Below are 22,123 nucleotides of genomic sequence, written 5' to 3' on the forward strand. Positions count from 1 at the left end.
TGACAATGGACAGAGCGGGACTGGAAGAGCGAAAGTGGAGTGGCAAAGCCCATAAGCGTAGGTCACAGCTCATAATACGAACGGAGAACTATAGCTTAACCAAGAAATTACTGGAAAGTGCGGAAGATAATTTGGATCGCAATTCGCTGAAATCGAGCGGAGATTCACTTCGCAGACAACTGGTGGCACTACGCGCCGAATGGAACTTGGTACTAAAAGGAGGGGCAGGACACATGCAAGAAGAACAGGAAATATTCGCGGGCGACGGATATAACAGGTCGTACGCAATGGCTACGGGTATGCCGATTTTGAATCTTAGGGGTAGCATACCGCGTGAAAGTAACGGCCAACTACCGTTTCCGTGGGTGACAACGGGCATCAGGATTGATAAAGAACAGATGTTGGAAACCGTTATGAAGCAAAAGACACTCGAGTATTTGTTTAATATGCAATTCAGTAAGGAGGAAATGATCGACCGCAATTTGGTTGTAGGCTGTTATGAATACAGGAATCCAAATGACAAGGAACAAATAATGCTATATGCGCTGGTTTCGTTGAAGGAATTTCTCGCGAGATACGGCGATGAACGGGCATTGGAGATTCTGATGCGAGTTGGCTGCACATACGTGAAGATTATGGAGGAATGTGATGAAGCCATTAAAGAACACTTTGCAGTGTTGCGCCGGTCACTTCATTTAAAGAATTTGAGGGACAAATATGATGTCGTTTACGAGTGGAGTGAAGAGGAAGGGGTAAAGACGTACATAATCAGATACACCAAATCGAGTTATACGAAGATTAAAGCTAAATCATTCGAAGAGTTGACCAAACTCTATGATGAGCAACGGAAGAAGGATGCGAAGAAGACGTTCGCGACTCTGGAACCGTTAGAAGCATTTATGCAAGCCTAAGAAAACCGCCCCTTTACGGGGCGGTTATTCAACATTTCATCGAACGAAGATTCGAGGAATATCCAGAGATAGAGAGGATTCTCGACAGTCGCATCGGAAAGTGCTGACCCGTACGCCAGATATGGTCGAATGGGGAAGACGTTGATCCAGCCGATTATTTCGGCAAAACCATAGAGGTAGAACGATTTAAGGCGATTGGAAGCCTAGCGATTCAGGGAGAAATTATCGCCTGGGCGTTTCTTACTGACGGCAGCCGATCGGCAGGACCGAAAGGGTTGTGGTTATCAACGGGGATGGCATGTTCTCGCTCCCAGTGGCAAGCCGCTGCAGAGTATAAGTGGCAAGTCCTTCGAGGCGTGGTAGCGCGACTGGCTGGATCAGTACGGCGGATGACAAGAACCTCATCTTGTATGAAATAAACTTTATCAAAACAGCCAGTCTTATCGCATGAAATAATTTTGCACCACTTGTTACGCTAACAGAGAACGTTAGTTCAATAAACCAGCGGCAGTCTAGGACTTTATTTTCAGGTCCTTGACTGCCGCTAGTTTTATATTTGGGTCAGTCTAAAACTTATTATTCCAAGATTGACGATTTAGCAATTCAGAATCAGCTTAGGACCAACAAATCCAGTCTAAATCTTTATTTTCATCGGACAACTATTAGAGAGGAGGGATTTAAGAATCAGAAATTTTTTATCATGGATTTGATAAGAGGTATTTTCGGTTATTTTCATTGTGGGCTGGGACTTGCAAAAATATTGAGGCTTATAACAGATACAGTCTAAGAGGTTTTTTAATTGGAGCTACATCTTTCCTTATCGGAGGTTTGGGGCTTTACTTCACAAGGCGCTATGAATCATCGGATAGGTTATTATAGATAGACAGAGCCTCAGTAAGTTTATGAGTAAGATTCTGAGACATACACCAGAACAGTTTGGTTTGAGCTAGACCATGAGGGTTATTGTGACATTCAAGACCTGATTCAAGGGATAAGATCAGAGAATAGATGGGCCGATGTTAGTGAGTTGGGTATCAAGCAAGTAGTAAACTATTGTTCAAAGCAAAGTTATGAGATTGTTAATGGGTACATAAGAGCTAATTATGGTCACAGTACAGACAGGTTAGATTATAAGGAGGCTACTCCACCAACCATTCTCTATCATGGTACAAACACAAAGGTAATCCATAATATTTTCAATGAAGGAATTAAGCCAATGGGTAGAAAGTGTGTACATCTGTCGGAATCCCTTGAGTTTGCAATTTTAGCAGGCAAAAGACGTGGGGAACTAGTGATCCTCGAAGTAGACACAGAAAAGGCATTATAATCAAGTAAAGTTTTATAAAGCCAATCATGGTGTTTGGCTTGCCGACCTTATATCCCCACAGTACTTAAAGAAGCTTGAATAAAGTGTAAACCTAGAACATTAACGATGATAAAGGGACTAGATGTGATGATTCATCTAGTCTTTTTGATATGGCTTGTTTTGCTGTAAATACATAATCCTCCTAAAATTTTGAACGTATCCCCGAGCGTCCACACTTACCCGCAAATGCCGCATAAAATATCCCGGGTGAACAAAGAGGAGGTGCATGTAATAACCATGATACACATGGAACCCGTACAAGTGGGTGAGCATACATTTATCGGAGTCGAAGTCAAACTGCCTAAAACAACGCTGCTGACTATCTCCAACTCCCGTGGTTACATCATGTGTGGTGCGTCTAAGATGTACCGAATTTGAGGTGGTGAAATTTTTCGATGTTTAAGCCGTAAGGTCAAGCGGGACAAGTTTTCATAGCATTTTCAATTTACTGATCTGTACTGATTTATTCTATTAAAATCTTATAAATGACGGAATTTTGTGACCGCATTTGTGACCTTCTAAAGGGGGACAAGCATGTGACTGTGCATTTTACTCCTGTGAGGTCAGATCAAATGGTTATTTGAGTTGATGCAAGGTATGGGGGATGTATAAATAGATTTTCGAAGAATGATGATTCATGAACTTAAATGCTGGCCTTAAAACGAACGTGAGAGCATCTCAGGAGTATGTGGATTATGAAGTGTATGTTATTCTAAGAATAAATGAACGAGACATAGTCTAATATTTTGATTAGAACAATTATCTCAAATAAAAGGAGAGGTTGAATAAGTGGAGGAATTATATAACTTGATTCATCCAAAGTATGATGATTACTTACGCCTTGATCAAGAATTAAGAATACCTTTAAAAAAAGATAATCATTTATCTATAACCGAATCGGAGATCCCGTTTTTAGAAGGTTATGATATCTTTACATGGTCTACAACTTTTTTTGATAAAGTGACACAGGCAGAATTTAGTCTGATCAATTTATTGTATATATTTGAGCAAGGAATTAATGATGATGAGTGGCTTGTCAAGGGAAAGGGAACTGTTCGCCTACTTCCTCATTTCGAACAGAAGGATTACTTCCTCAAATTTTATTTTGATTATTATGTTGATAATTTCTTCTATAAAGTTTCTTCTGCTTTAGATGTATTATCTCATATTAGTAATAGATTATATAATTGGAACATGTATAAGCCATCTTTTAAAAAATGTTGGGATCAAAAGGAAACAGAAAGTACTGTAAAATTATCAAATGAACAGCTTTACTTTGCCCTGAGAGAAATTATAGATAAGCCAATCTATAAAGACTTTAGACGAATTAGAAATGACTTTACGCATAATTATCCTCCTTCGTCTCCCACATCAGGTGTAATATTTTATAAAGATAAGGAGAGGCCAGTGACTAACTTGGGGGGAGAAGAATATAAAATAACTAAATCTCTTTCTGGAGACCATATTGTGTATACTTCATCAGGTGAAACCAAAAAAATGGTACTAGAGGTTTGGGAGCTATTAATTGATGTAATTGATGTGGTTAATGAGCATATGAGGTAGTTTGGAGAAATGAAGACCATATAAAACACCAATTTTACCATCCAGTTGCCCCCATATTGACGGTAACTGGATTTTTTTGTATCAAAATACGACGACATCGACGTATTTGAGCAGTTTGGACTGTACTTTGATATTGAGAAGCGGATGGACCAATGGTCCATCTAGAATAATGGCGATCAAAGCGCTGGTCGTTTTGTCCAGCGGTCAATGAAGGATGTTGCTGAGCCAATTGGAGAAAATGAAATCAACATTAGACAAAATTTTGCCGGAAGTAATTCACCAGTATAACAATCACTACTATGTGAATTGAGAAGCATCTAGGAAAATTTTGGGGAACCTTATTGGTGTCCTAACTGAATACTTAAACAATTTCAGTATTAGGCTACTAAGTTAAGCTTAGGACGTTCAAATGGGGGGCAACTTTGAACTGTCCTGTAAAGTAGTAAAGGGTACGGAAAATTTTCCGGGGGGTCATAGCTGGTGATATAGTTTATATAACAAAATGGGTGTTATCCGGTTACTGGCTGGATCTAAGACGGGAATGTCCTCAACTGGACCTCTAGGATGCTCTAGATCCCAGTCAGGAGCGGCGCTCGAAAATCGGTTTTTCATTCGTTATTAATTTTTTTATACTTATTTACTAAGCTGTAATCACACTACATTACTTAAACAATTATTAAGGGTCCTACATACAGTTACCGTTATATATCACTTCCTAGCTAAACTGTTATAATGAACAATATTTTACCCTATATTCGCACTAACTTACCATTGAGATTGTTGAACGGTCGTTTTATCATTATAACAAATAACAAATAACAACAAAAATACAAAGTTAAATAAGGGACAGTAAAATTTTTTTAAAACAATTTTTTATCCTACCTGAAGATTAGATGGACATTCTCTAGTCCACTTACTGGAGGTGAATTTCTGTTAAAAAGCGCTTTTATTGGAACAGGATGTACAATTTTTGCAAAAATGTTCTTAGTGATTGCATATTGTTCGGCCGTTTATTAAAAATGAACTGTTGAAGGAGACAGATAACAGATATTTAGTTCCAATGGCGAGATTGGAAGAACACTTTTGACAATGGTTAAAATTTTTACAGAGTAAATGGCACGTCTAAGCGTTCAATTTACAACTTTGTTTAACAATACAGTAAGGAACTGTTCATTTCATTCATAACTTATATTGAATGTGGGGGAAGAAAATGAAAAAGTTTATGAGGATGTTTATTTTTGTTAGCGCTTTCGTATTGTTTGCAACGGGTTGTTCAAATAAAGGTGCATCAAATGATTCTGGTGGAGATGACAGTAAAGTAACATTATCTCTTTATTCATCAATGGTAAATGAAGGTGAAAAAAAGGCATTTGAAAGTGTTGTTGCAAAGTTTGAAGAGGAAAATCCTGAAATTGATATTGATGTGAATTCACCGAGCGATTATGAAGATATGCTTCGCGTAAAAATGGCAGCAAATGATATGCCGGATTTATTTGATACACATGGCTGGTCACAGCTTCGATATGGTGAATATGTCGCTGATTTAAAGGATATGGGTTGGGTACAGAACCTTGATCCAGCGTTAAACCAAATTATAAAAGATGAAGATGGAAAAGTATATGCATTTCCATTAAATCAAGCAAAAGACGGCCTTAGCTACAATGTTACAGTATTACAAAAGTATGGTATTGAACCACCATCAACTCTAGATGAGTTTATAAAAGCTTTAGAAACAGTTAAAGAAAAGAGCGATGGTGAGGTTGTACCGCTATGGATTTCAGGTAGTGATAAATCTGCAATTGCGCAAATTTTTGACGAGTTTGCAACTCCATTACTTATTACCGATGAGGAGAATAGCTACGGAGATCAATTATTAGATGGAACTTTTAACTGGGAGAATTACACTCTTCTTGCTGAGAAAATGAAGGAAATGCAAGACAAAGGGTTGGTAAATGAAGATTTATTAACAGCTCAAGCTCATCAGGCAACAGAGTTAATTGCACAAAATAAAATTGCTTTTACGTTCATTGCCGGATCACTTGGTCCTGATGCAACAGAATTAAACCCAGATGTAAAAGTAGGTACAATGCCTGTACCTGCGATTCATGAAGGTGATAAACCAAGCTGGATTGGGGGAGAGCGTCATACATTAGCAGTATGGAAAGACACAGAGTATCCCGAAGAGGCAAGACGTTTTATTGAGTTTTTAGCTCAACCAGAAAATGTTAAAACAATTGCAGTAGGCACATCAGCACCGGATGCTTTAACGAATGTCGAAGCGGAAAACTTTTTCTCTAAGTACTATAAAGAATATGAGGAAATTAAAGTTCAACCTTACTTTGATCGTGTCTATCTACCAAGTGGAATGTGGGATGTTATGGGAACTACTGGTCAAGAGTTGCTTTCAGGTAACTTAACTCCTGAACAGTTATCGAAAAAAATGGAAGAAGAATATAAACGTTTAAGAAGTCAGTAACTTCGTTGGAGACAGAGGTTATTACATAGAGGGGATGGAGGGACTCTCCTCTACATAATAACCCAATGTCTAAAAAAGGAGTGGAATGTATGAGCGAGTTAGCTACAAAAACTGAGCACGCAATAACGAAAAAAAACCAGAATCTCAAACAGAAAAAGCAATCATCCCTTTGGTGGATGTACCTACCGAGTTTTGCAGTTGTTTTTCTGTTTATTGTATATCCGTTTTTTAATGGTGTTCAACTATCCTTTACGAATTGGAACGGTTTTTCTCAAGAATATGATTTTGTGGGTATGGATCAATATAAGAGACTGTTTACAGATCCTACGACATGGCTTGTTGCAAAAAATACTCTGCTTTATGGAATCGGTAGTACAGTTCTTCAAAATGTTATTGGCTTATTATATGCGTTGCTTTTAAACCAAAGCATTAAAATGAAGACAATTACACGTACAGTCATATATTTACCAGTAATAATTAGTCCGTTGATCATGGGGTATATTTGGTACTTTTTCTTCGCTTTTCAAGGTGGGGCACTTAATGACGCGTTACAATACTTTGGATTTGAAAAAATCAATTCATTGGGAAATCCAGAGATTAATACGTGGATTATCGTATTTGTCAATACGTATCAATATGTTGGAATTGCGATGATCATCTATTTAGCTGGATTACAAAGTATCTCAAAGGATTTCTATGAAGCATCACAAATTGATGGGGCATCAGCCCTTCAGCAATTCAAAAACATTACATTACCATTATTAATGCCATCGATCACAATCAATATGGTGCTTAATATTATTGGTGGATTGAAATTATTTGATGTCATTATTGCATTAACTGGTGGAGGACCTGGGAATGCGTCACAATCGATGTCAACATTTATGTATGATCTCTATTTTAAAAGACAGGATGCAGGTTATGCAGCAACCCAAGGTGTGTTTATGGCCTTCATCATTTTGATCTTAAGCTTATCAGCACTTGTTTACTTTAAGCGGAAGGAGATTGAGGCATAATGGAACACCTTAAGAAGAAAAACAAAGGATTGTTAACAGGTGTATCTGTTCTTATTTTGTTATTCCATATCATTCCCTTCTATATTATGGTTACAACGGCTTTAAAAGCAAAGGGTGATTTTACTTCAAAGTGGGTCTTTCCGAAGGAGATGAATTTTCAGAATTTTATAGATACATGGCATAGAGCTAATTTGGGTCCGTCCTTTATTAATACAACGATCATCACTGCATGCTCTGCTATTCTATTAATCTTCTTTGGATCAATGGCTGCTTATCCAATGGCACGCCGCCAAACAACATTAAATAAAGTCTTTTATTTCTTGTTTATTGCGATCATGATTATCCCGCCACTAACTGCATTGGTCCCGTTATACAAATTGGTTGTAAACATTGGGATGATGAACACATATGAGGTGGCAATCTTAAATAATGTTGCTTCATTTATGCCGCTAACAATCTTTTTGTATGCTGGCTTTATCCGTTCAACGATTCCGAAGGAGTTAGAAGAAGCTGCAAAAATCGATGGTGCAAGTACACTAGGAACCTTTTTCAAAATCGTGTTCCCATTACTTAAGCCAATCACAGCTTCCATTCTTATTATTGCTTGTGTATTCATTTGGAATGATTATCAATTTGCGATTTTCTTCTTACAAGATAAATCAATGCATACAGTAACAGTTTCATTGGCAAGTTTTTTTGGTCAAAACAAAAATAATATGAATCTAGTTGCATCAGCTGCTATCTTAGCTATGCTACCAATGACAATTTTATTCTTATTTTTACAAAAATATTTTATTGCAGGTTTATCTTCAGGAGCTGTTAAAGGCTAATTTAATAAGAAGTATTAGAAAAAACATATGAATAGGAAGGAAGATGAATTATGTCAAAAATCGCATTTATCGGTGCAGGAAGTACAGTATTTGCCAAAAACGTATTAGGAGATTGTATGATGGTACCTGCTTTAGCAGGATTTGAATTTGCTCTTTTTGATATCGATGCACAGCGTCTAAAAGATTCAGAGAACATGCTGAACAATTTAAAGAAGAATTATAATAGTAATGTAACGATCAAGTCATACGATGACCGAAAAGAAGCGCTTTGTGGAGCAAAATATGTGATTAACGCGATTCAAGTAGGTGGTTATAAGCCTAGTACAGTGATTGACTTTGAGATCCCTAAAAAATATGGTCTCCAACAAACAATTGCAGATACGATTGGTATCGGTGGTATTTTCCGTTCTCTCCGTACAATTCCTGTTATGCTAGATTTTTCAAAAGATATGGAAGAGGTTTGTCCAGATGCACTTTTCCTAAATTACACGAATCCAATGGCAAGCTTAACTGGAGCAATGCTACGCTACACAAATGTAAAAACAATTGGCTTATGCCATAGTGTTCAAGTTTGCACAGAGCACCTGTTCAGAGATTTAGGAATGGACCATGAAGGCATTGAAGAACGAATTGCTGGTATCAATCATATGGCGTGGTTACTTGAAGTAAAACGTGATGGCAAGGATTTATATCCTGAGATCAAACGCCGTGCTAAAGAAAAACAAAAAGCAAAACATGGTGACATGGTTCGTTACGAATTAATGGACAAGTTTGGTTACTATATTACAGAATCTTCTGAGCATAATGCAGAATATCATCCATATTTCATCAAGAGTAAGTATCCTGAGCTTATTGAACGATTCAATATTCCCTTAGATGAATATCCACGTCGTTGTGTGGAGCAAATTGAGAGATGGGAAACTATGAGAGAAGAGATGGTAAATAACAGTCAGCTTACACATATTCGTTCACATGAATACGGCTCAAGAATTATTGAAGCAATGGAAACGAATGTACCATTTAAATTTGGTGGAAATGTGTTAAATACAGGGCGCTTAATTAGTAATCTTCCAGAAAAAGCAGTTGTTGAAGTACCATGTGTCGCTGATCGCAATGGCATTATACCGACGTATATTGGCGATCTTCCAGAACAATTAGCAGCACTAAACAGAACAAATATTAATACACAACTACTAACAATTGAAGCGGCAATTACAGGTAAAAGGGAAACGGTATACCAAGCAGCAATGCTGGATCCACATACCGCTGCTGAGCTATCAATGGACGACATTATCGCAATGTGTGACGATTTAATTGAAGCGCATGGCAACTGGCTACCACAGTTTACGAATAATAAAGTATTGGTTTAAATAAAAGCGGGATAGTCTCACATCAATTTAAAGTGATGAGGGACTGTCCCAAACTCCAAATGACAATCTTCGTTCTAATCCTTCTACATCTTTGTTCATTTCATAAAAAGTATAAATCAAATAGATAGTTTCCTAAATGGGGTAGTACCAGCAATCTTACCTCTCCTCCAGGAAGATACACCATTTTATCTTTGAATTGAGTTTTAGTTGGTGGTATTTCTTATGTGGTTATATTGTAGCTTCAGGTTTCTGAATTGATTCCTCTCTCCTTATTGCATAACATGACAATTTTTTTCAATTTTACCCGATATTCCTTAATATCTTTATCTAACCTTTTTCCACCAATCCATTTCCAGTGCCATCAATTAATCAATGATCAAATGATCAATCGGGACGACGTCTTTGCTGTCGCGAAAAGCGCCTGCGGATACACCGACAGCTTTACGAAACACTTTATTAAAATAATTTGCGTTTGCATAACCTACTATGTCGGCAATGTCTGTAACAGAAGAGGTCGTTGAACGAAGAAGCTCCGCTGCTTTTTGTATCCTGATTTTGGTAAGGTATTGCATAGGTGTCATATTTAGTTGATGTTGAAACTGTTTAATAAAGTAATACCTTGAGAATCCAGATACGGCCGCTATTTCGTCGAGTGTGATCGGTTTAGAATAATGTGTTTGGATATATGATAAGGCTTTTGTAATCTGAAGAGAGAAACCTTCTGTTGATTCAATGTTCTTTATGAATCGGTAACATTCCATAATAAACTCATAAGCTTTTGCAGAGGCATGATATGCGTCCGTAATCTTTTGATCGGATGTATCTTGATAAATTTTCAGCAAAAGTTGGATCAGCTTAGAGTCTGGTGGAACTTTCAAGACAGGGCCGCTCTGTTCTTTCATAAATCTCCAGCATTCGGCGGCTTCTCTTCCCACTAAGGTAATAAATATAAACTCCCAACCTTCGCTATCCTTTGGAAAGTAGTAACGATGATCACTGGGGATCTCGACAAAGAATGCTTCCCCAGCCTTCAATGAATAACTCTTACCTTCTAAATCAAGACTTCCTGATCCTGACAGAGTGTATTTAAACACATACGTGTCAACGTCTTTCCGCTTTAACCCATGCCAATGATACTCTGCACCGGGCATTTTCTCTTCTTTGCCTAGCGAGAAAATGTTCGTCACATTGTTGGGAAATGCATCTTGAAAACGAAAACCGTAAATTCCATACCCCTCTTTATGTTTCTGTTCACTTATATAGGACAATATTCTACCCTCCAATCACACTGACTTACCATTGAGGTTATTAATTTAGTGTTTTAGTATTATTATAACAACAATAATAAACAAGGTTAATACGTGGGAATAAATATTTGAGTAGCAATTATTTATCCTGATAGAAGAATAGGGTGATAGCCCAGTTTTAAGTTTATGTTGAAAAGGAAGTTGATTGGTGCAGGAAGTTCGATTTATAAAATTAAATGCTTCGGTATTTATTAAAAGTGAAAGGGGTGCAATTGACGAATGATTGACCTATTCAAAAATTTAATTAGAACTATTAAGTAAGAGGGGGAATATTACATGCTGCTAGTGAACCAGAAGAAAATCATTAACCTATTAATTGGGGATAAAGAAGTCTTACAAGATATTCATTTTTCTATAACGCTTGATAGCCATACCAAGGTTAAACTAAATATAAACGATACGGTAACAATAGCAAATGAAGACAAAGATTTTACCGAACGAATATATATTTTCTGATAATGATCAGAATGTATCATAAAAATTATGTTTTATCCTATACACAGATCTTGTTTTATCTTTTGTTGATGTACAAATTAAAAACTTTAGAAAGCTATGCACGACGACTTTCTTATTAGTATTAGTTATAAGTACACAAACAACGAGTAGTCAAGTTAACTATACCATCGGCAGCTCAAAGTGGTTGGTTTCAAGTTTAGGGCTGGCATATAGGAAGTTAGCACGTTTGTATAAATAGTATGGAGCGTTTGTTCGAAAGAAGAATATTAAGTCACAATTAAGGGTTAGACGGGATTGCCCGTTTAGCCTTTTTTGTATGTTAGGGAATGATTGGGGGGTGAAAATACGAGGAATTGAAATTATTTACTTGGGGTTCGTCTCTAAGTTGTAGAAAAACACCGGTGCCGATAATGACAAAACTTAGTAATTGTTTGGCACCACTGCGTATTAAGATCTAAGTAAGGTTAGATTTTAATATTTTAAATTAATTCCAGAAAATAGAATTTATTAACGACCTCGTTATAGCACTATATGAAATAATTGTAAACAAATAATAAAAATATATGTTATTGTAAACAATTGACTGGAGGTGTGCTGGATGGATATAGGTGAATTAGTACAGTATTTAAATCGGATGAGTTCTAGCATTAGTGAAATAGGGGATAAAACTAGTTCAGGTTTACAGGACATTGAAACTAGATTGAGCAACTTAGATAGCACTCTTACTATGACTAATGTTTTACTCATCGTACTAATTATTGTTATTGCCCTAAATACATTTCTAAAATGGAAAAATTCAGAGAATTAATTATCAGCTCATTAAATATGTTCATACATGAATGCTCCTATACATGCCAGAAAGTTGCGGCGATCTGGTTAGGGGCATATTCTTATGGATTGAGTATAGAAGCTACTAGTACATGAAAAAGAATACGAGCCTAAAACACAATTAAGTATTGCTCAAGAAATTAGCACAACCAAGCAACAACTACATAATTATAAAAAAATTTACACTCATTTCTGAGTTTTAGGATATGGTTTTCGTTACAACTATAAGGCCTCTAGACGTAGGTAGAAAGGTTAATCCTTCACATAACAATTAGAAATTAAGATGGTTTTCCATAAATTTGAATAGTGTTATTATGTCATAACGAACTCACACTAGAGGTATATTATGACAACCATTAAAGTGACACCAGAACAGCTTATGTCTGTCTCCAAGCAGTTTGAGTTAGCACAGCAAACGGCAACTCAAATGAATAGTAACTTAGTACAACAAATTTCATCTATGGGGCAATTGTGGGAAGGACTGACTAAAGAGCACTTTTACTATTCCTTCCAAACCTCTCAGAAGAATATGAATGACTTTGTTACCTTGACGGATTCTATTGCTAGGGAATTACGTCACTATGCAGATAAATTCAGATTAGCAGATTTGATGGAAGCAGGTAACATTGACGCAAGTTGTTTACCACCTCCACCTAATTCATGTGCTGTTCCTGCTCCAGATACACGAAATGCATTCCAGAAATCAGTAGATAGCTTAACTGAACTAGGTCAGGATTTTGTAGACGCTAATTCAGTACGCTATGAGAAAAAGTTTGAATCAGTTTGGAGCTTCTTAGATTATATGTCGTATGGTATTCCAAAAGGAATGTATCAAGGATACATGGAACGGGCAGCTAAACAAAACGATTCATGGAATGACATGCTCAATTTCGGTACATTTGGAGTAACGGGTATGATTCAGGGAGCATTTAATCCTACCAATGCGTGGTCAAAGGAACACTGGGCTAATATGATCGGTACTGCTGGATTACTTGGAGGAGTTAGTTCAGTAATTAAACCTAAAATTGGGTTATCGGGGTCTGTAAAATATACTCCGTTAAAAGATGGAACTACCCGAATAATAGAAGGTGCGGACAATACAAGAAAAATTATAGATACTAATGGTCTGCGTAATGAAGTGCCTTTAACTGAAGCACAAATTGGAAGTTTAACTCAGTATGCAAAAAAAATAGGAATGCCAGAAGAAAATATCCGTGTAGCGGGGCCTAATGATACTTCTCCTACAGGATTATTATTCGATACGATTCTCAATATAAATAATGATGTACTTCCTTCTAATGCCACAGGTAAATTAGCAGCTAATAGCCGGATTACTGGTCATGGAACAATAGCTCATGAAGTTGTCGGGCATTATGAAGCAGGACTAGCCGGAAAATCCTTTCAAGTTATGGATGATGAATTTAATGTTATAACTAGGAACTTTGCACTTGACGAAGCTCAAGCAAGTATCCGAGCTGCAAGATTTGCTCCTGACTTGACTCAATTAGAAAGAATCATGCTTTTAAGAGATGGAATTACTAGATTAAAAAACGAAGGTATCAAAATTAGGGAAGTTAAAGATATACTGTTCATACATGAACGTTAGTTAGAATGGAGATGTTCTTTTGGAGATTATGAAGTTAGACGATATCATTAAAACACCCAATAAAGGAATTATTTTAGTTGGAACAAATATTGAATTTGATAAGCAGGATCATACGAATTTGAAAAGTTTGATAGGTTCAAAAATACAAGTAGATAAGGTAGATGGGACAAAATGCGAACTGGACGTATTAGATATTAGCATTTCTTTTTCCATTGCTAACCTTCCACTCATTGGTATTAGTGTGCAGGATTCAGGAAATATTAAAGACATAAAAAAGGGAACACAAGTAGTACAATTACTGTAGATTTATAATGTATTGCGATTTTCATAAAATAAATTAAGGCATCTGAAAAAGTGGAGTATGCGAATCGCATACTCCTATCTTTATTTATAGTGTTGTAAATATAAACAATGAACTTACGCCTACAAAATATTTAAACAACTAAACGAAAAGAACATTGTACTGAATTTTGCCCAAAGTTAGGAGGCCCCCTCGAGTTATAGTTATTCACCATGATATTTTGAACGTATCCACGAGCGTCCACACTTACCCGCAAATGCCGCATAAAATATCCCGGGTGAACAAAGAGGAGGTGCATGTAATAACCATGATACACATGGAACCCGTACAAGTGGGTGAGCATACATTTATCGGAGTCGAGGTCAAACTGCCTAAAACAACGCTGTTGACTATCTCCAACTCCCGTGGTTACATCATGTGTGGTGCACTGGATGTTGGACTGCTCAATGAGCGGCTGGCGGATCGGAAAATTCTTGCCGCACGAGCTGTGGGGGTAAAAACGCTGAAAGAATTGTTGGAAGCGCCGATGGAATCGGTGACGACAGAAGCGGAGCAGCTGGGGATTAAGCCGGGGATGCCAGGCTACGAAGCATTATTGAAACTGGTGTAATGAAGCCTATGTGCATATGTTGCATAAAAGTAGAGGAACAAGAACCGAAAAAAACCGGACTTTTTGGCTCCGGTTTTTTTCTATGAAAAGTTCTATTCTATCGAGAAGAATTTTTTGAATTATATACGAACTATATGATCTGTAAGAACAATTATTCGGCAAACAAATTGGTCAGGCTCTCGCTAAAGGGTGCTTGCACAATTCCTTTTTCGGTAATGATGGCGGTAATGTACTCATGAGGTGTAACATCGAAAGCTGGGTTGTAGACTTTGATGCCCTGCGGGGCGGTCCTTTTACCAAAGCTTTCGGTAACTTCCTCCGCAGAACGCTCCTCGATCGGAATATCTGCGCCTGTTGCGGTCTGCAAATCAATGGTAGATAGTGGGGAAGCGACATAAAAAGGAATGCCATGCGCCTTCGCTAGCACAGCTAGACTGTAGGTGCCGATTTTGTTGGCCACATCTCCATTAGCAGCGACTCTATCTGTGCCGACAATAACGGCCTGTACCCATCCTTTGGACATCACCATGCCCGCCATATTGTCACAGAGCAGGGTGACATCAATGCCTGCCTGCTGAAGCTCGAAAGCGGTCAGGCGCGCACCTTGCAGCACGGGACGGGTTTCGTCGGCAAATACTTTGAGGTGGATGCCGTTCTCCTGCGCAAGGTACATCGGCGCGAGCGCTGTTCCGTATTTCGCTGTCGCCAATCCACCTGCATTGCAGTGAGTGAGTACGCCCATCCCGTCCTCGAACAGAGGTAAAGCATGGATGCCGATCTGGCGGCATACTTCTTCATCCTCTGCCTGAATGGCTATGGCTTCACGCTCCAGCCCGGCATTCCAGTCTTCGACCTGACCTCCGCTAGCTTCAACGATGAGTTCCCCGGCCCGCTTCTTCATGCGGTCCAGGGCCCAGAAGAGGTTTACGGCTGTCGGCCGTGAGGTAGCCAAATGTCCGCACACGGCATGTACATGCTCCAGCCACCCAGCAACGTCGGTGCCGTCGTAGGCGGTAGCTCCCAGCACAACGCCGTAGGCCGCAGCCATCCCGATGGCAGGCGCACCGCGTACCTTCATGGCATGGATGCCGTCCCATACTTCCTCGGCCGTGAATAAATCCAGCATGACAATCGTTTCGGGCAGCAGACGCTGATCCAGCATGGACAAATGGTTACCTTTCCACACCAGCGAAGATAGAGCCTGCCTGGACACTGCAGCTTTCCCGGAGGTTACGGGTGCCGAATCTTTCTTTTCACTCATATTCATTAAGCTCCTTTAGTTTGGGCAGCTGTTGCTGTCCGAACAATGTCTCCCAGTTCCCGAATCGAATGAAGCTCGCGATTGCGAAGAACCAAGGATTTACCGATAGATAACGCCAGACGTTCCGCAGCTTCCTTGATAGCAGGATCGGCAATGGTGTCGATATCTGCCACATGCGACAGGCTGATGATACGGCGAATCACTTTGCACCCTGCAAAACCAATCGTATCTTGCAGTACTTTCTGGAGATACAAGTCCTGATATCCAGGTGTACGTGCCATATGGTCGGTGACATGCTCGTCCCACAGTTTACGGAACCTACCCTCAAACTGCTCCCATACCTGAATGGCAGTCTCCAGAAGCCAGTCACGCCTTTCCTTTAGAGCTTTCTCGCCAGAGGTCCATCCGGGCTGAGCTGCGTAGTTCAACAGCAGATTGGCGATCACCGCTCCGATATCAAAGCCCATGGGGCCGTAGTAGGCAAATTCAGGATCAATGACTTTAGTCGATTCGGTCGTTACGAAAATGCTGCCAGTATGAAGGTCACCGTGCAGAAGCGCTTCGGTTCGTGTCAAAAACTTTTCTCGCAGCAAAGCCACTTCCAAGTGAAGCACTTGATCTGTACGTAGTGCCAGTGCTTCGTCTTCGATGTAGGCACCATAGCTGTTATTATCTGAGAACCGATACGGTTCATCCAGAATCAGATCTTCAGTTATTTTGCAGAGATCTGGGTTGATAAAGCGTTTAACCAGATCTTTTTTGTCCTGCTGATTCATGCCCAAATCTGAGGTGAAGAAGAGCGTGCGTGCCAGAAACTCCCCAATATGATTAGCGAAATATGGATAGGTGTTTCCTTCTATTAGTCCCTTGCGCATGATGGTGTGTGAGCTAAGATCCTCCATCACGGTCAACGCAAGCTCATCGTCATACGCCAGTACCGCAGGAACTAATTCTGGGCAAATATGGTGTTCCTGCAAAAGTGCCTCGCGTTCAATACGGGCACGATCCAGTGAAAGCGGCCAGGATTCACCCACAATTTTTACATAGGGAAGTGCCTGCTTGGCAATGATACTCTTGTTAGATTTAGAATCCGTAATGTGAAAAACCAGATTTAAGTTACCATCACCGATTTCTCGGCATTCCAGACGGGCATCCTGACTAAAAAATCCGGGGATGTTCTTAACGAATTCGATTGCTTCTTCGGTCGTTAAAGGATGATATTGGGACAACGAAGTCACCTCCATAAATTGTGCGCATGTAAATAGTTAAAAAATATTACAAAATTAAACCAAGTATTTTGATAGGATAGAGAAAGTATAACGAAAATCATTGAAGTTTTGTACATTTTTTTTATGGGGATTGAAAGAGGAAGAAAGGAGTACTCTTCTTTTTGTTTCGACTCCGTATAGAGAGGGTAAATATGAGACAGACGTCCGGCAGGTGATATTAGGATGCCCGCTGGCGTCTTACCGTCAGCATGACGGTGATGGATACGTAAACGTTCCTGAAAATCAATTTGATGAAAAAGGAAGGGATTATGATGGCTAAAACAACAAGTAACTCGAAAAATACGCAAACCAAATCGGTGGAGGAACTTTTAAACCGTCAAGTCGCTAACCTCAATGTGTTATATGTAAAAATTCATAACTATCACTGGTATGTGAAAGGCTCCAGTTTCTACACACTCCATGTTAAATTTGAAGAGTTATACAATGAAGTGACATTGAAAATGGATGAGATCGCCGAGCGTTTGCTCGCGTTGAAAGGTTCTCCTTCCGCAACGTTGAAGGAATACCTGGAGCTGTCATCGATTCAGGAAGCAAACGGCAACGAAGATGCTCCCAAGATGGTACAAACCTTGATCGAGGATTTTGCAACTGTATGTGAGGAGTTTCAGGAAGGCATCGAACTGGCGGAAAGCAATTCCGACCAGCCAACTGCAGATTTGCTGATCGGTTATAAAGCGGATTTGGAAAAACATATGTGGATGCTTCGCTCTTATTTGGGCTAATTGTCAGAATTTCGATTCATCACTTATGCCTAGTTCGGTGAATTTAATTCCACTCCATAGTGGTGGGGTTACGCTCTGAAATAACCCTTTACATGTAAAACGCTACTGACGTCATGCTGTCAGTAGCGTTTTTATGGCTGAAAAGAGATCATGCATCTCATGTTTTTTGTGTAAATTTATAATTATATAAACAACCACAGGGTGTATTTTGCCATTTGTGTGCTGGTAGGGTGAACATTTTATGAAGAAAGTTGGATAACGTGTGTCTCTTGGTTGCACCCTTCAAGATATTTATTATAAAATAACTTGAGAATCATTGAGAATCAGTTTAGAATGATTATAAATAAATTTTTAAATATTACTTGAAATCAGGGGGCTCCCCTGTTTAAATATACTTTCTGATTTCGACACCACACTACATTTTTTGGAGGGTATTGCAAATATGGCTACAAACTTTAAGATTGAAGGTCTCAAAGCGACCATTGAAGGCAAGGAAATTTTGAAAGGTATTAACCTCGAAATGAAGGGCGGAGAAATCCATGCCATCATGGGTCCTAACGGTACGGGTAAAAGTACACTCGCGTCTGCTTTGATGGGTCATCCTAAATATGAAGTCACAGATGGTAAAGTAACTTTGGATGGGGAAGACGTGCTGGATATGGAAGTGGATGAGCGTGCACGTGCAGGATTGTTCTTGGCGATGCAGTATCCGAGTGAAATTGCAGGGGTAACGAACTCCGACTTTTTGCGTAGTGCGATCAACGCGCGTCGTGAAGAAGGACAAGAAATCTCCCTGATTAAGTTTATCCGTCAAATGGAAAGCAAAATGAAAGAGCTTGAAATGAATCCTGAGTTTGCTCACCGTTACCTGAACGAAGGCTTCTCTGGTGGTGAGAAAAAACGGAATGAAATTTTGCAAATGATGATGATTGATCCGAAAATCGTCATTCTTGATGAAATCGACTCCGGTTTGGATATCGATGCTTTGAGAATCGTGGCTAGCGGTGTCAATGCTATGCGTTCCGAAGAGCGTGGTTTCCTTATCATTACTCACTATCAACGTCTGTTAAACTACGTTAAACCAGATTATGTACATGTGATGATGCAAGGACGTATTGTTAAATCCGGTGGTCCTGAGCTTGCTGAGCGTCTGGAAGCGGACGGTTACGATTGGATCAAGGAAGAACTAGGTATCGATGATGAAACTGTAGGACAAGAGGCGTAAGCCGGAAGCGAGGAGGAAAACTAATGACTACACAAACAATCCTTCCGGTAGATTCCGAGCAACTGCGTGTTCTGTCCGAACGTAACGGCGAACCATCTTGGCTGGCCGAAGACAGACAAAAAGCACTTGAGCTTGCAGGCAAACTGGAGCTTCCGGTATTTGAAAAAACAAAAATCGAACGTTGGAAATTAAACGATTACGGTCAACATAAACAGAGCGAGGTCATTGCATCGATAGGGCAGGTTCCTGCAGCCATTGCTGATTTGGTCAAAGAGCAACAGGAGGGCGGTCTGATTATTCAGCGCAACTCCGGCGCGGTATATGTGAAGCTGAGCGAGGAATTGGCGGCGCAAGGCGTCATTTTCACGGATTTACAAACAGCGGTTAAAGAGCATGCTGATTTGGTTAAAGCTCATCTGAACACAGTTATTAAGGCTGAAGAAAATTCATTATCTGCATTGCATGCAGCACTCTGGAACGGTGGAGTATTTGCTTATGTGCCTAAAAATGTAGAGCTGAACGTTCCGCTTCAAGCTGTATTCCTGACGGACGATGCGACTGCAACATTTGCACCGCATGTGCTGCTCGTTGTTGAAAGCCACAGTTCTGTGACTTACGTAGACAACTATGTATCTGCGGATTTGGCGGCACCTGTTCTTCATAACGGTGCGGTAGAAGTTGTTGCAAATGCAGGAGCTAAAGTACGTTATGCGACAGTTCATCAGTTTGGGGAGCAAGTAACGGATATTTCGATTCGTCGTGCCACGTTGGGAAATGACGCAGCTATCGAATGGATTGTGGGCGAAATGAACAACGGTAATACAGCAAGCAATACCATGTCCGTGCTCAAAGGCAATGGCTCCAATTCGGATGCCAAGATCATTGCTGTAGGTTCCGGCTCACAAAAGCTGAACTATACGACACAAGCACAGCATTTTGGTAAAAATTCCGCCAGTCAGATGATTACGCGCGCAGTAATGCGTGAAGAAGCCTCTTCCATCATTAACGGAATTACAAAAATTGAAAAAGGTGCTACCAAAGCAGACGGTCAGCAAACAGAACGTGTTCTGATGCTCAGCCCGAAAGCGCGTGGTGACGCTAACCCGATCCTGCTGATTGATGAAGATGATGTAACGGCAGGTCACGCAGCATCGGTTGGTCAGGTAAACCGTGAACAAGTGTATTACTTGATGTCCCGAGGGATTAGCCGTGCAGAGGCTGAACGTCTGATTATTTATGGCTTCTTGGCACCTGTCGTATCTGAAATTCCGCTCGAAGGACTTCAACATCAGCTGCAAAGCCTTGTTGAAAGGAAGTTAGGCCAATGAATACTGCATTGATCCGTGAACAGTTCCCGATTTTACATCAGGAGATTAACGGTCATCCGCTGGTTTATTTGGATAATGCGGCCACTTCGCAAAAACCGCTGGCGGTCATCGAGGCGATCAAGCACTACTACGAATATGATAATTCAAATGTTCACCGTGGTGTGCATACCTTGGGTAGCCGCGCAACGGATGCTTATGAAGGTGCGCGGGAGAAGGTAGCCCGCTTTCTGAATGCAAAGCGAAGTCAGGAAATTATTTTTACAAGAGGAACAACAACGGCGCTGAATCTGGTCGCTTCTTCCTATGGCAGATCTAATTGCCAGGCAGGTGATGAAATTGTCATCACACAAATGGAGCATCACAGTAATCTGATTCCGTGGCAACAGGTAGCCAAAGCCACAGGCGCGACTTTGAAATATATTCCACTTCAAGAGGATGGTAGCGTTGATCTTGCTGATGTGGAGAATACCATTACAGAGAACACGAAAATTGTAGCGATTGCACATGTCTCCAATGTGCTTGGTGTTGTGAACCCTGTCAAAGAGATTGCAGCTATTGCGCATCGCAAAGGGGCAGTTATCGTTGTAGACGGTGCACAAAGCACACCACATATGAAAGTAGACGTGCAAGACATCGATGCTGACTTTTATGCCTTTTCGGGTCACAAAATGTGTGCTCCTACTGGGATCGGGGCACTGTACGGCAAGAAGGCGCTGCTGGAGGATATGGAGCCCATTGAGTTCGGCGGGGAAATGATCGACGATGTGGGATTGTATGAATCCACATGGAAGGAGCTGCCTTGGAAATTCGAAGGTGGAACTCCGATTATCGCCGGAGCTGTTGGCTTGGGAGCTGCCATTGATTTTCTGGAAAGCATCGGACTGGACGCCATTGCGCAGCATGAAAGCCGTCTGTCCAACTATGCCCTCAAACGTCTCCGTGAAGTGGAGGGGTTGACGATTTACGGACCTGCAGAACGTCATGTCGGGCTCGTAACCTTCAACCTGGATGATGTGCATCCGCATGATGTAGCTACTGTACTGGATAGCAAAGGGGTAGCTATACGTGCGGGGCATCATTGCTGCCAGCCGTTAATGCGCTGGCTGAAAGCCAGTGCAACTGCACGTGCTAGCTTTTATCTCTATAACACGGAAGAAGAAGTCGACGCTCTGGTCAGCGCCTTAATCCAAACAAAGGAGTATTTTGGCGATGCAACTTGATGACTTGTACCGACGCGTGATTATGGATCATTATAAAAATCCGCGCAATCGCGGACGTTTTGAGGACGATGCCGTTACGGTGGATTTGAATAATCCTACGTGTGGTGACCGGATTTCTCTTCAACTCAAAACGAAAGACGGCGTGGTCGAAGATGCCCGTTTTACCGGTGAAGGTTGCTCGATTAGTATGTCCTCAGCTTCGATGATGACAGAAGCGGTCAAAGGAAAAACGATTGATCAGGCACTGGATATGGCGAGCCGCTTCTCTTCTTTAATGAAGGGAGAAGCCGTCGAATTCGATGATTATGAAGAATTGGAAGCTTTGTCAGGCGTAAATAAGTTCCCGGCCCGCATCAAATGTGCAACACTGGCTTGGAACGCGCTGCGCAAAGGGATTGATGAAGATAAATAATTTAAATAGAACAGAGGAGGTTTGAG

The 22,123-nt window shown here is 40.3% G+C and carries 19 protein-coding genes and 2 pseudogenes; 18 read left to right on the plus strand and 3 right to left on the minus strand.

The features are described from left to right. Window positions 1-5 precede the first annotated feature (5 nt). From ACUYLD_RS03010 to melA, 8 genes and pseudogenes are all read left to right on the plus strand, one after another. Window positions 6-911, plus strand: a complete 906-nt coding sequence (locus tag ACUYLD_RS03010; RefSeq protein WP_446674383.1) for a hypothetical protein — start codon at window positions 6-8, stop codon at window positions 909-911. A 902-nt stretch (window positions 912-1,813) separates the two neighbouring features. After that, a pseudogene (locus ACUYLD_RS03015) lies at window positions 1,814-2,320 on the plus strand (RNA 2'-phosphotransferase). Between the two features lie 194 nt (window positions 2,321-2,514). Then, a pseudogene (locus tag ACUYLD_RS03020) lies at window positions 2,515-2,634 on the plus strand (DUF1805 domain-containing protein); the annotation flags it as partial. A gap of 432 nt (window positions 2,635-3,066) precedes the next feature. Further along, window positions 3,067-3,840, plus strand: a complete 774-nt coding sequence (locus ACUYLD_RS03025; RefSeq protein ID WP_446674384.1) for a Cthe_2314 family HEPN domain-containing protein — start codon at window positions 3,067-3,069, stop codon at window positions 3,838-3,840. 1,210 nt (window positions 3,841-5,050) lie between these two features. Further along, window positions 5,051-6,316 carry an ABC transporter substrate-binding protein gene (locus tag ACUYLD_RS03030; protein ID WP_446674385.1) on the plus strand — a complete coding sequence of 422 codons (1,266 nt, stop codon included), beginning with the start codon at window positions 5,051-5,053 and terminating at the stop codon, window positions 6,314-6,316. Between the two features lie 89 nt (window positions 6,317-6,405). Continuing rightward, entirely contained in the window at window positions 6,406-7,332 is a 927-nt protein-coding gene (locus ACUYLD_RS03035; RefSeq protein ID WP_446674386.1) for a carbohydrate ABC transporter permease, read from the plus strand. Then, a complete protein-coding gene (locus ACUYLD_RS03040; RefSeq protein WP_446674387.1) occupies window positions 7,332-8,162 on the plus strand; it encodes a carbohydrate ABC transporter permease in 831 nt (276 codons plus the stop codon). The genes ACUYLD_RS03035 and ACUYLD_RS03040 overlap by 1 nt, the downstream gene beginning before the upstream one ends. 50 nt (window positions 8,163-8,212) lie before the next feature. Further along, entirely contained in the window at window positions 8,213-9,532 is a 1,320-nt protein-coding gene (gene melA, locus ACUYLD_RS03045; RefSeq protein ID WP_446674388.1) for an alpha-galactosidase, read from the plus strand. Between the two features lie 365 nt (window positions 9,533-9,897). On the opposite strand, the gene ACUYLD_RS03050 is transcribed toward melA, so the two are convergent. Continuing rightward, complete coding sequence (locus ACUYLD_RS03050; protein WP_446674389.1) at window positions 9,898-10,800, minus strand: AraC family transcriptional regulator; 903 nt, start codon at window positions 10,798-10,800, stop codon at window positions 9,898-9,900. A 315-nt stretch (window positions 10,801-11,115) separates the two neighbouring features. On the opposite strand from ACUYLD_RS03050, the gene ACUYLD_RS03055 reads away from it, so the two are divergent. From ACUYLD_RS03055 to ACUYLD_RS03075, 5 genes are all read left to right on the plus strand, one after another. Further along, the gene (locus ACUYLD_RS03055; protein WP_446674390.1) at window positions 11,116-11,295 is read left to right on the plus strand and encodes a hypothetical protein; all 180 of its coding nucleotides are present in this window, start codon (window positions 11,116-11,118) and stop codon (window positions 11,293-11,295) included. Between the two features lie 598 nt (window positions 11,296-11,893). Continuing rightward, window positions 11,894-12,103, plus strand: a complete 210-nt coding sequence (locus tag ACUYLD_RS03060; RefSeq protein WP_348622014.1) for a hypothetical protein — start codon at window positions 11,894-11,896, stop codon at window positions 12,101-12,103. A 366-nt stretch (window positions 12,104-12,469) separates the two neighbouring features. Continuing rightward, complete coding sequence (locus ACUYLD_RS03065; protein WP_446674391.1) at window positions 12,470-13,729, plus strand: WXG100 family type VII secretion target; 1,260 nt, start codon at window positions 12,470-12,472, stop codon at window positions 13,727-13,729. A 19-nt stretch (window positions 13,730-13,748) separates the two neighbouring features. Next, window positions 13,749-14,033 (plus strand): hypothetical protein, encoded by a 285-nt coding sequence (locus tag ACUYLD_RS03070; protein ID WP_322157983.1) that lies wholly within the window; start codon window positions 13,749-13,751, stop codon window positions 14,031-14,033. A 304-nt stretch (window positions 14,034-14,337) separates the two neighbouring features. Beyond that, window positions 14,338-14,640 (plus strand): YunC family protein, encoded by a 303-nt coding sequence (locus ACUYLD_RS03075; RefSeq protein WP_061831876.1) that lies wholly within the window; start codon window positions 14,338-14,340, stop codon window positions 14,638-14,640. Between the two features lie 151 nt (window positions 14,641-14,791). Here the strand turns inward: ACUYLD_RS03075 and mtnA are convergent, their stop codons facing one another. Next, complete coding sequence (gene mtnA / locus ACUYLD_RS03080; protein ID WP_322171977.1) at window positions 14,792-15,901, minus strand: S-methyl-5-thioribose-1-phosphate isomerase; 1,110 nt, start codon at window positions 15,899-15,901, stop codon at window positions 14,792-14,794. A 5-nt stretch (window positions 15,902-15,906) separates the two neighbouring features. Further along, window positions 15,907-17,130: an S-methyl-5-thioribose kinase gene (gene mtnK / locus ACUYLD_RS03085; protein ID WP_446674392.1), complete on the minus strand. Its 1,224-nt coding sequence runs from the start codon at window positions 17,128-17,130 to the stop codon at window positions 15,907-15,909. Between the two features lie 311 nt (window positions 17,131-17,441). On the opposite strand from mtnK, the gene ACUYLD_RS03090 reads away from it, so the two are divergent. The 5 genes from ACUYLD_RS03090 to sufU all read left to right on the plus strand — a co-directional run bounded on the left by ACUYLD_RS03090 (window position 17,442) and on the right by sufU (window position 22,097). Next, on the plus strand, window positions 17,442-17,912 hold the full coding sequence (locus ACUYLD_RS03090) for a Dps family protein (protein ID WP_069291579.1): 471 nt from the start codon (window positions 17,442-17,444) through the stop codon (window positions 17,910-17,912). Window positions 17,913-18,354: 442 nt separating this feature from the next. Then, window positions 18,355-19,137: a Fe-S cluster assembly ATPase SufC gene (gene sufC, locus ACUYLD_RS03095; RefSeq protein ID WP_446674393.1), complete on the plus strand. Its 783-nt coding sequence runs from the start codon at window positions 18,355-18,357 to the stop codon at window positions 19,135-19,137. A 23-nt stretch (window positions 19,138-19,160) separates the two neighbouring features. After that, a complete protein-coding gene (gene sufD / locus ACUYLD_RS03100; RefSeq protein ID WP_446674394.1) occupies window positions 19,161-20,465 on the plus strand; it encodes a Fe-S cluster assembly protein SufD in 1,305 nt (434 codons plus the stop codon). Next, the gene (locus ACUYLD_RS03105; RefSeq protein WP_440722903.1) at window positions 20,462-21,685 is read left to right on the plus strand and encodes a cysteine desulfurase; all 1,224 of its coding nucleotides are present in this window, start codon (window positions 20,462-20,464) and stop codon (window positions 21,683-21,685) included. Before sufD ends, ACUYLD_RS03105 begins: the two co-directional genes overlap by 4 nt. After that, entirely contained in the window at window positions 21,675-22,097 is a 423-nt protein-coding gene (gene sufU / locus ACUYLD_RS03110; protein WP_013309555.1) for a Fe-S cluster assembly sulfur transfer protein SufU, read from the plus strand. Before ACUYLD_RS03105 ends, sufU begins: the two co-directional genes overlap by 11 nt. Window positions 22,098-22,123: the final 26 nt, after the last annotated feature.

It is taken from the genome of Paenibacillus sp. SER-28 (genome assembly GCF_052906305.1).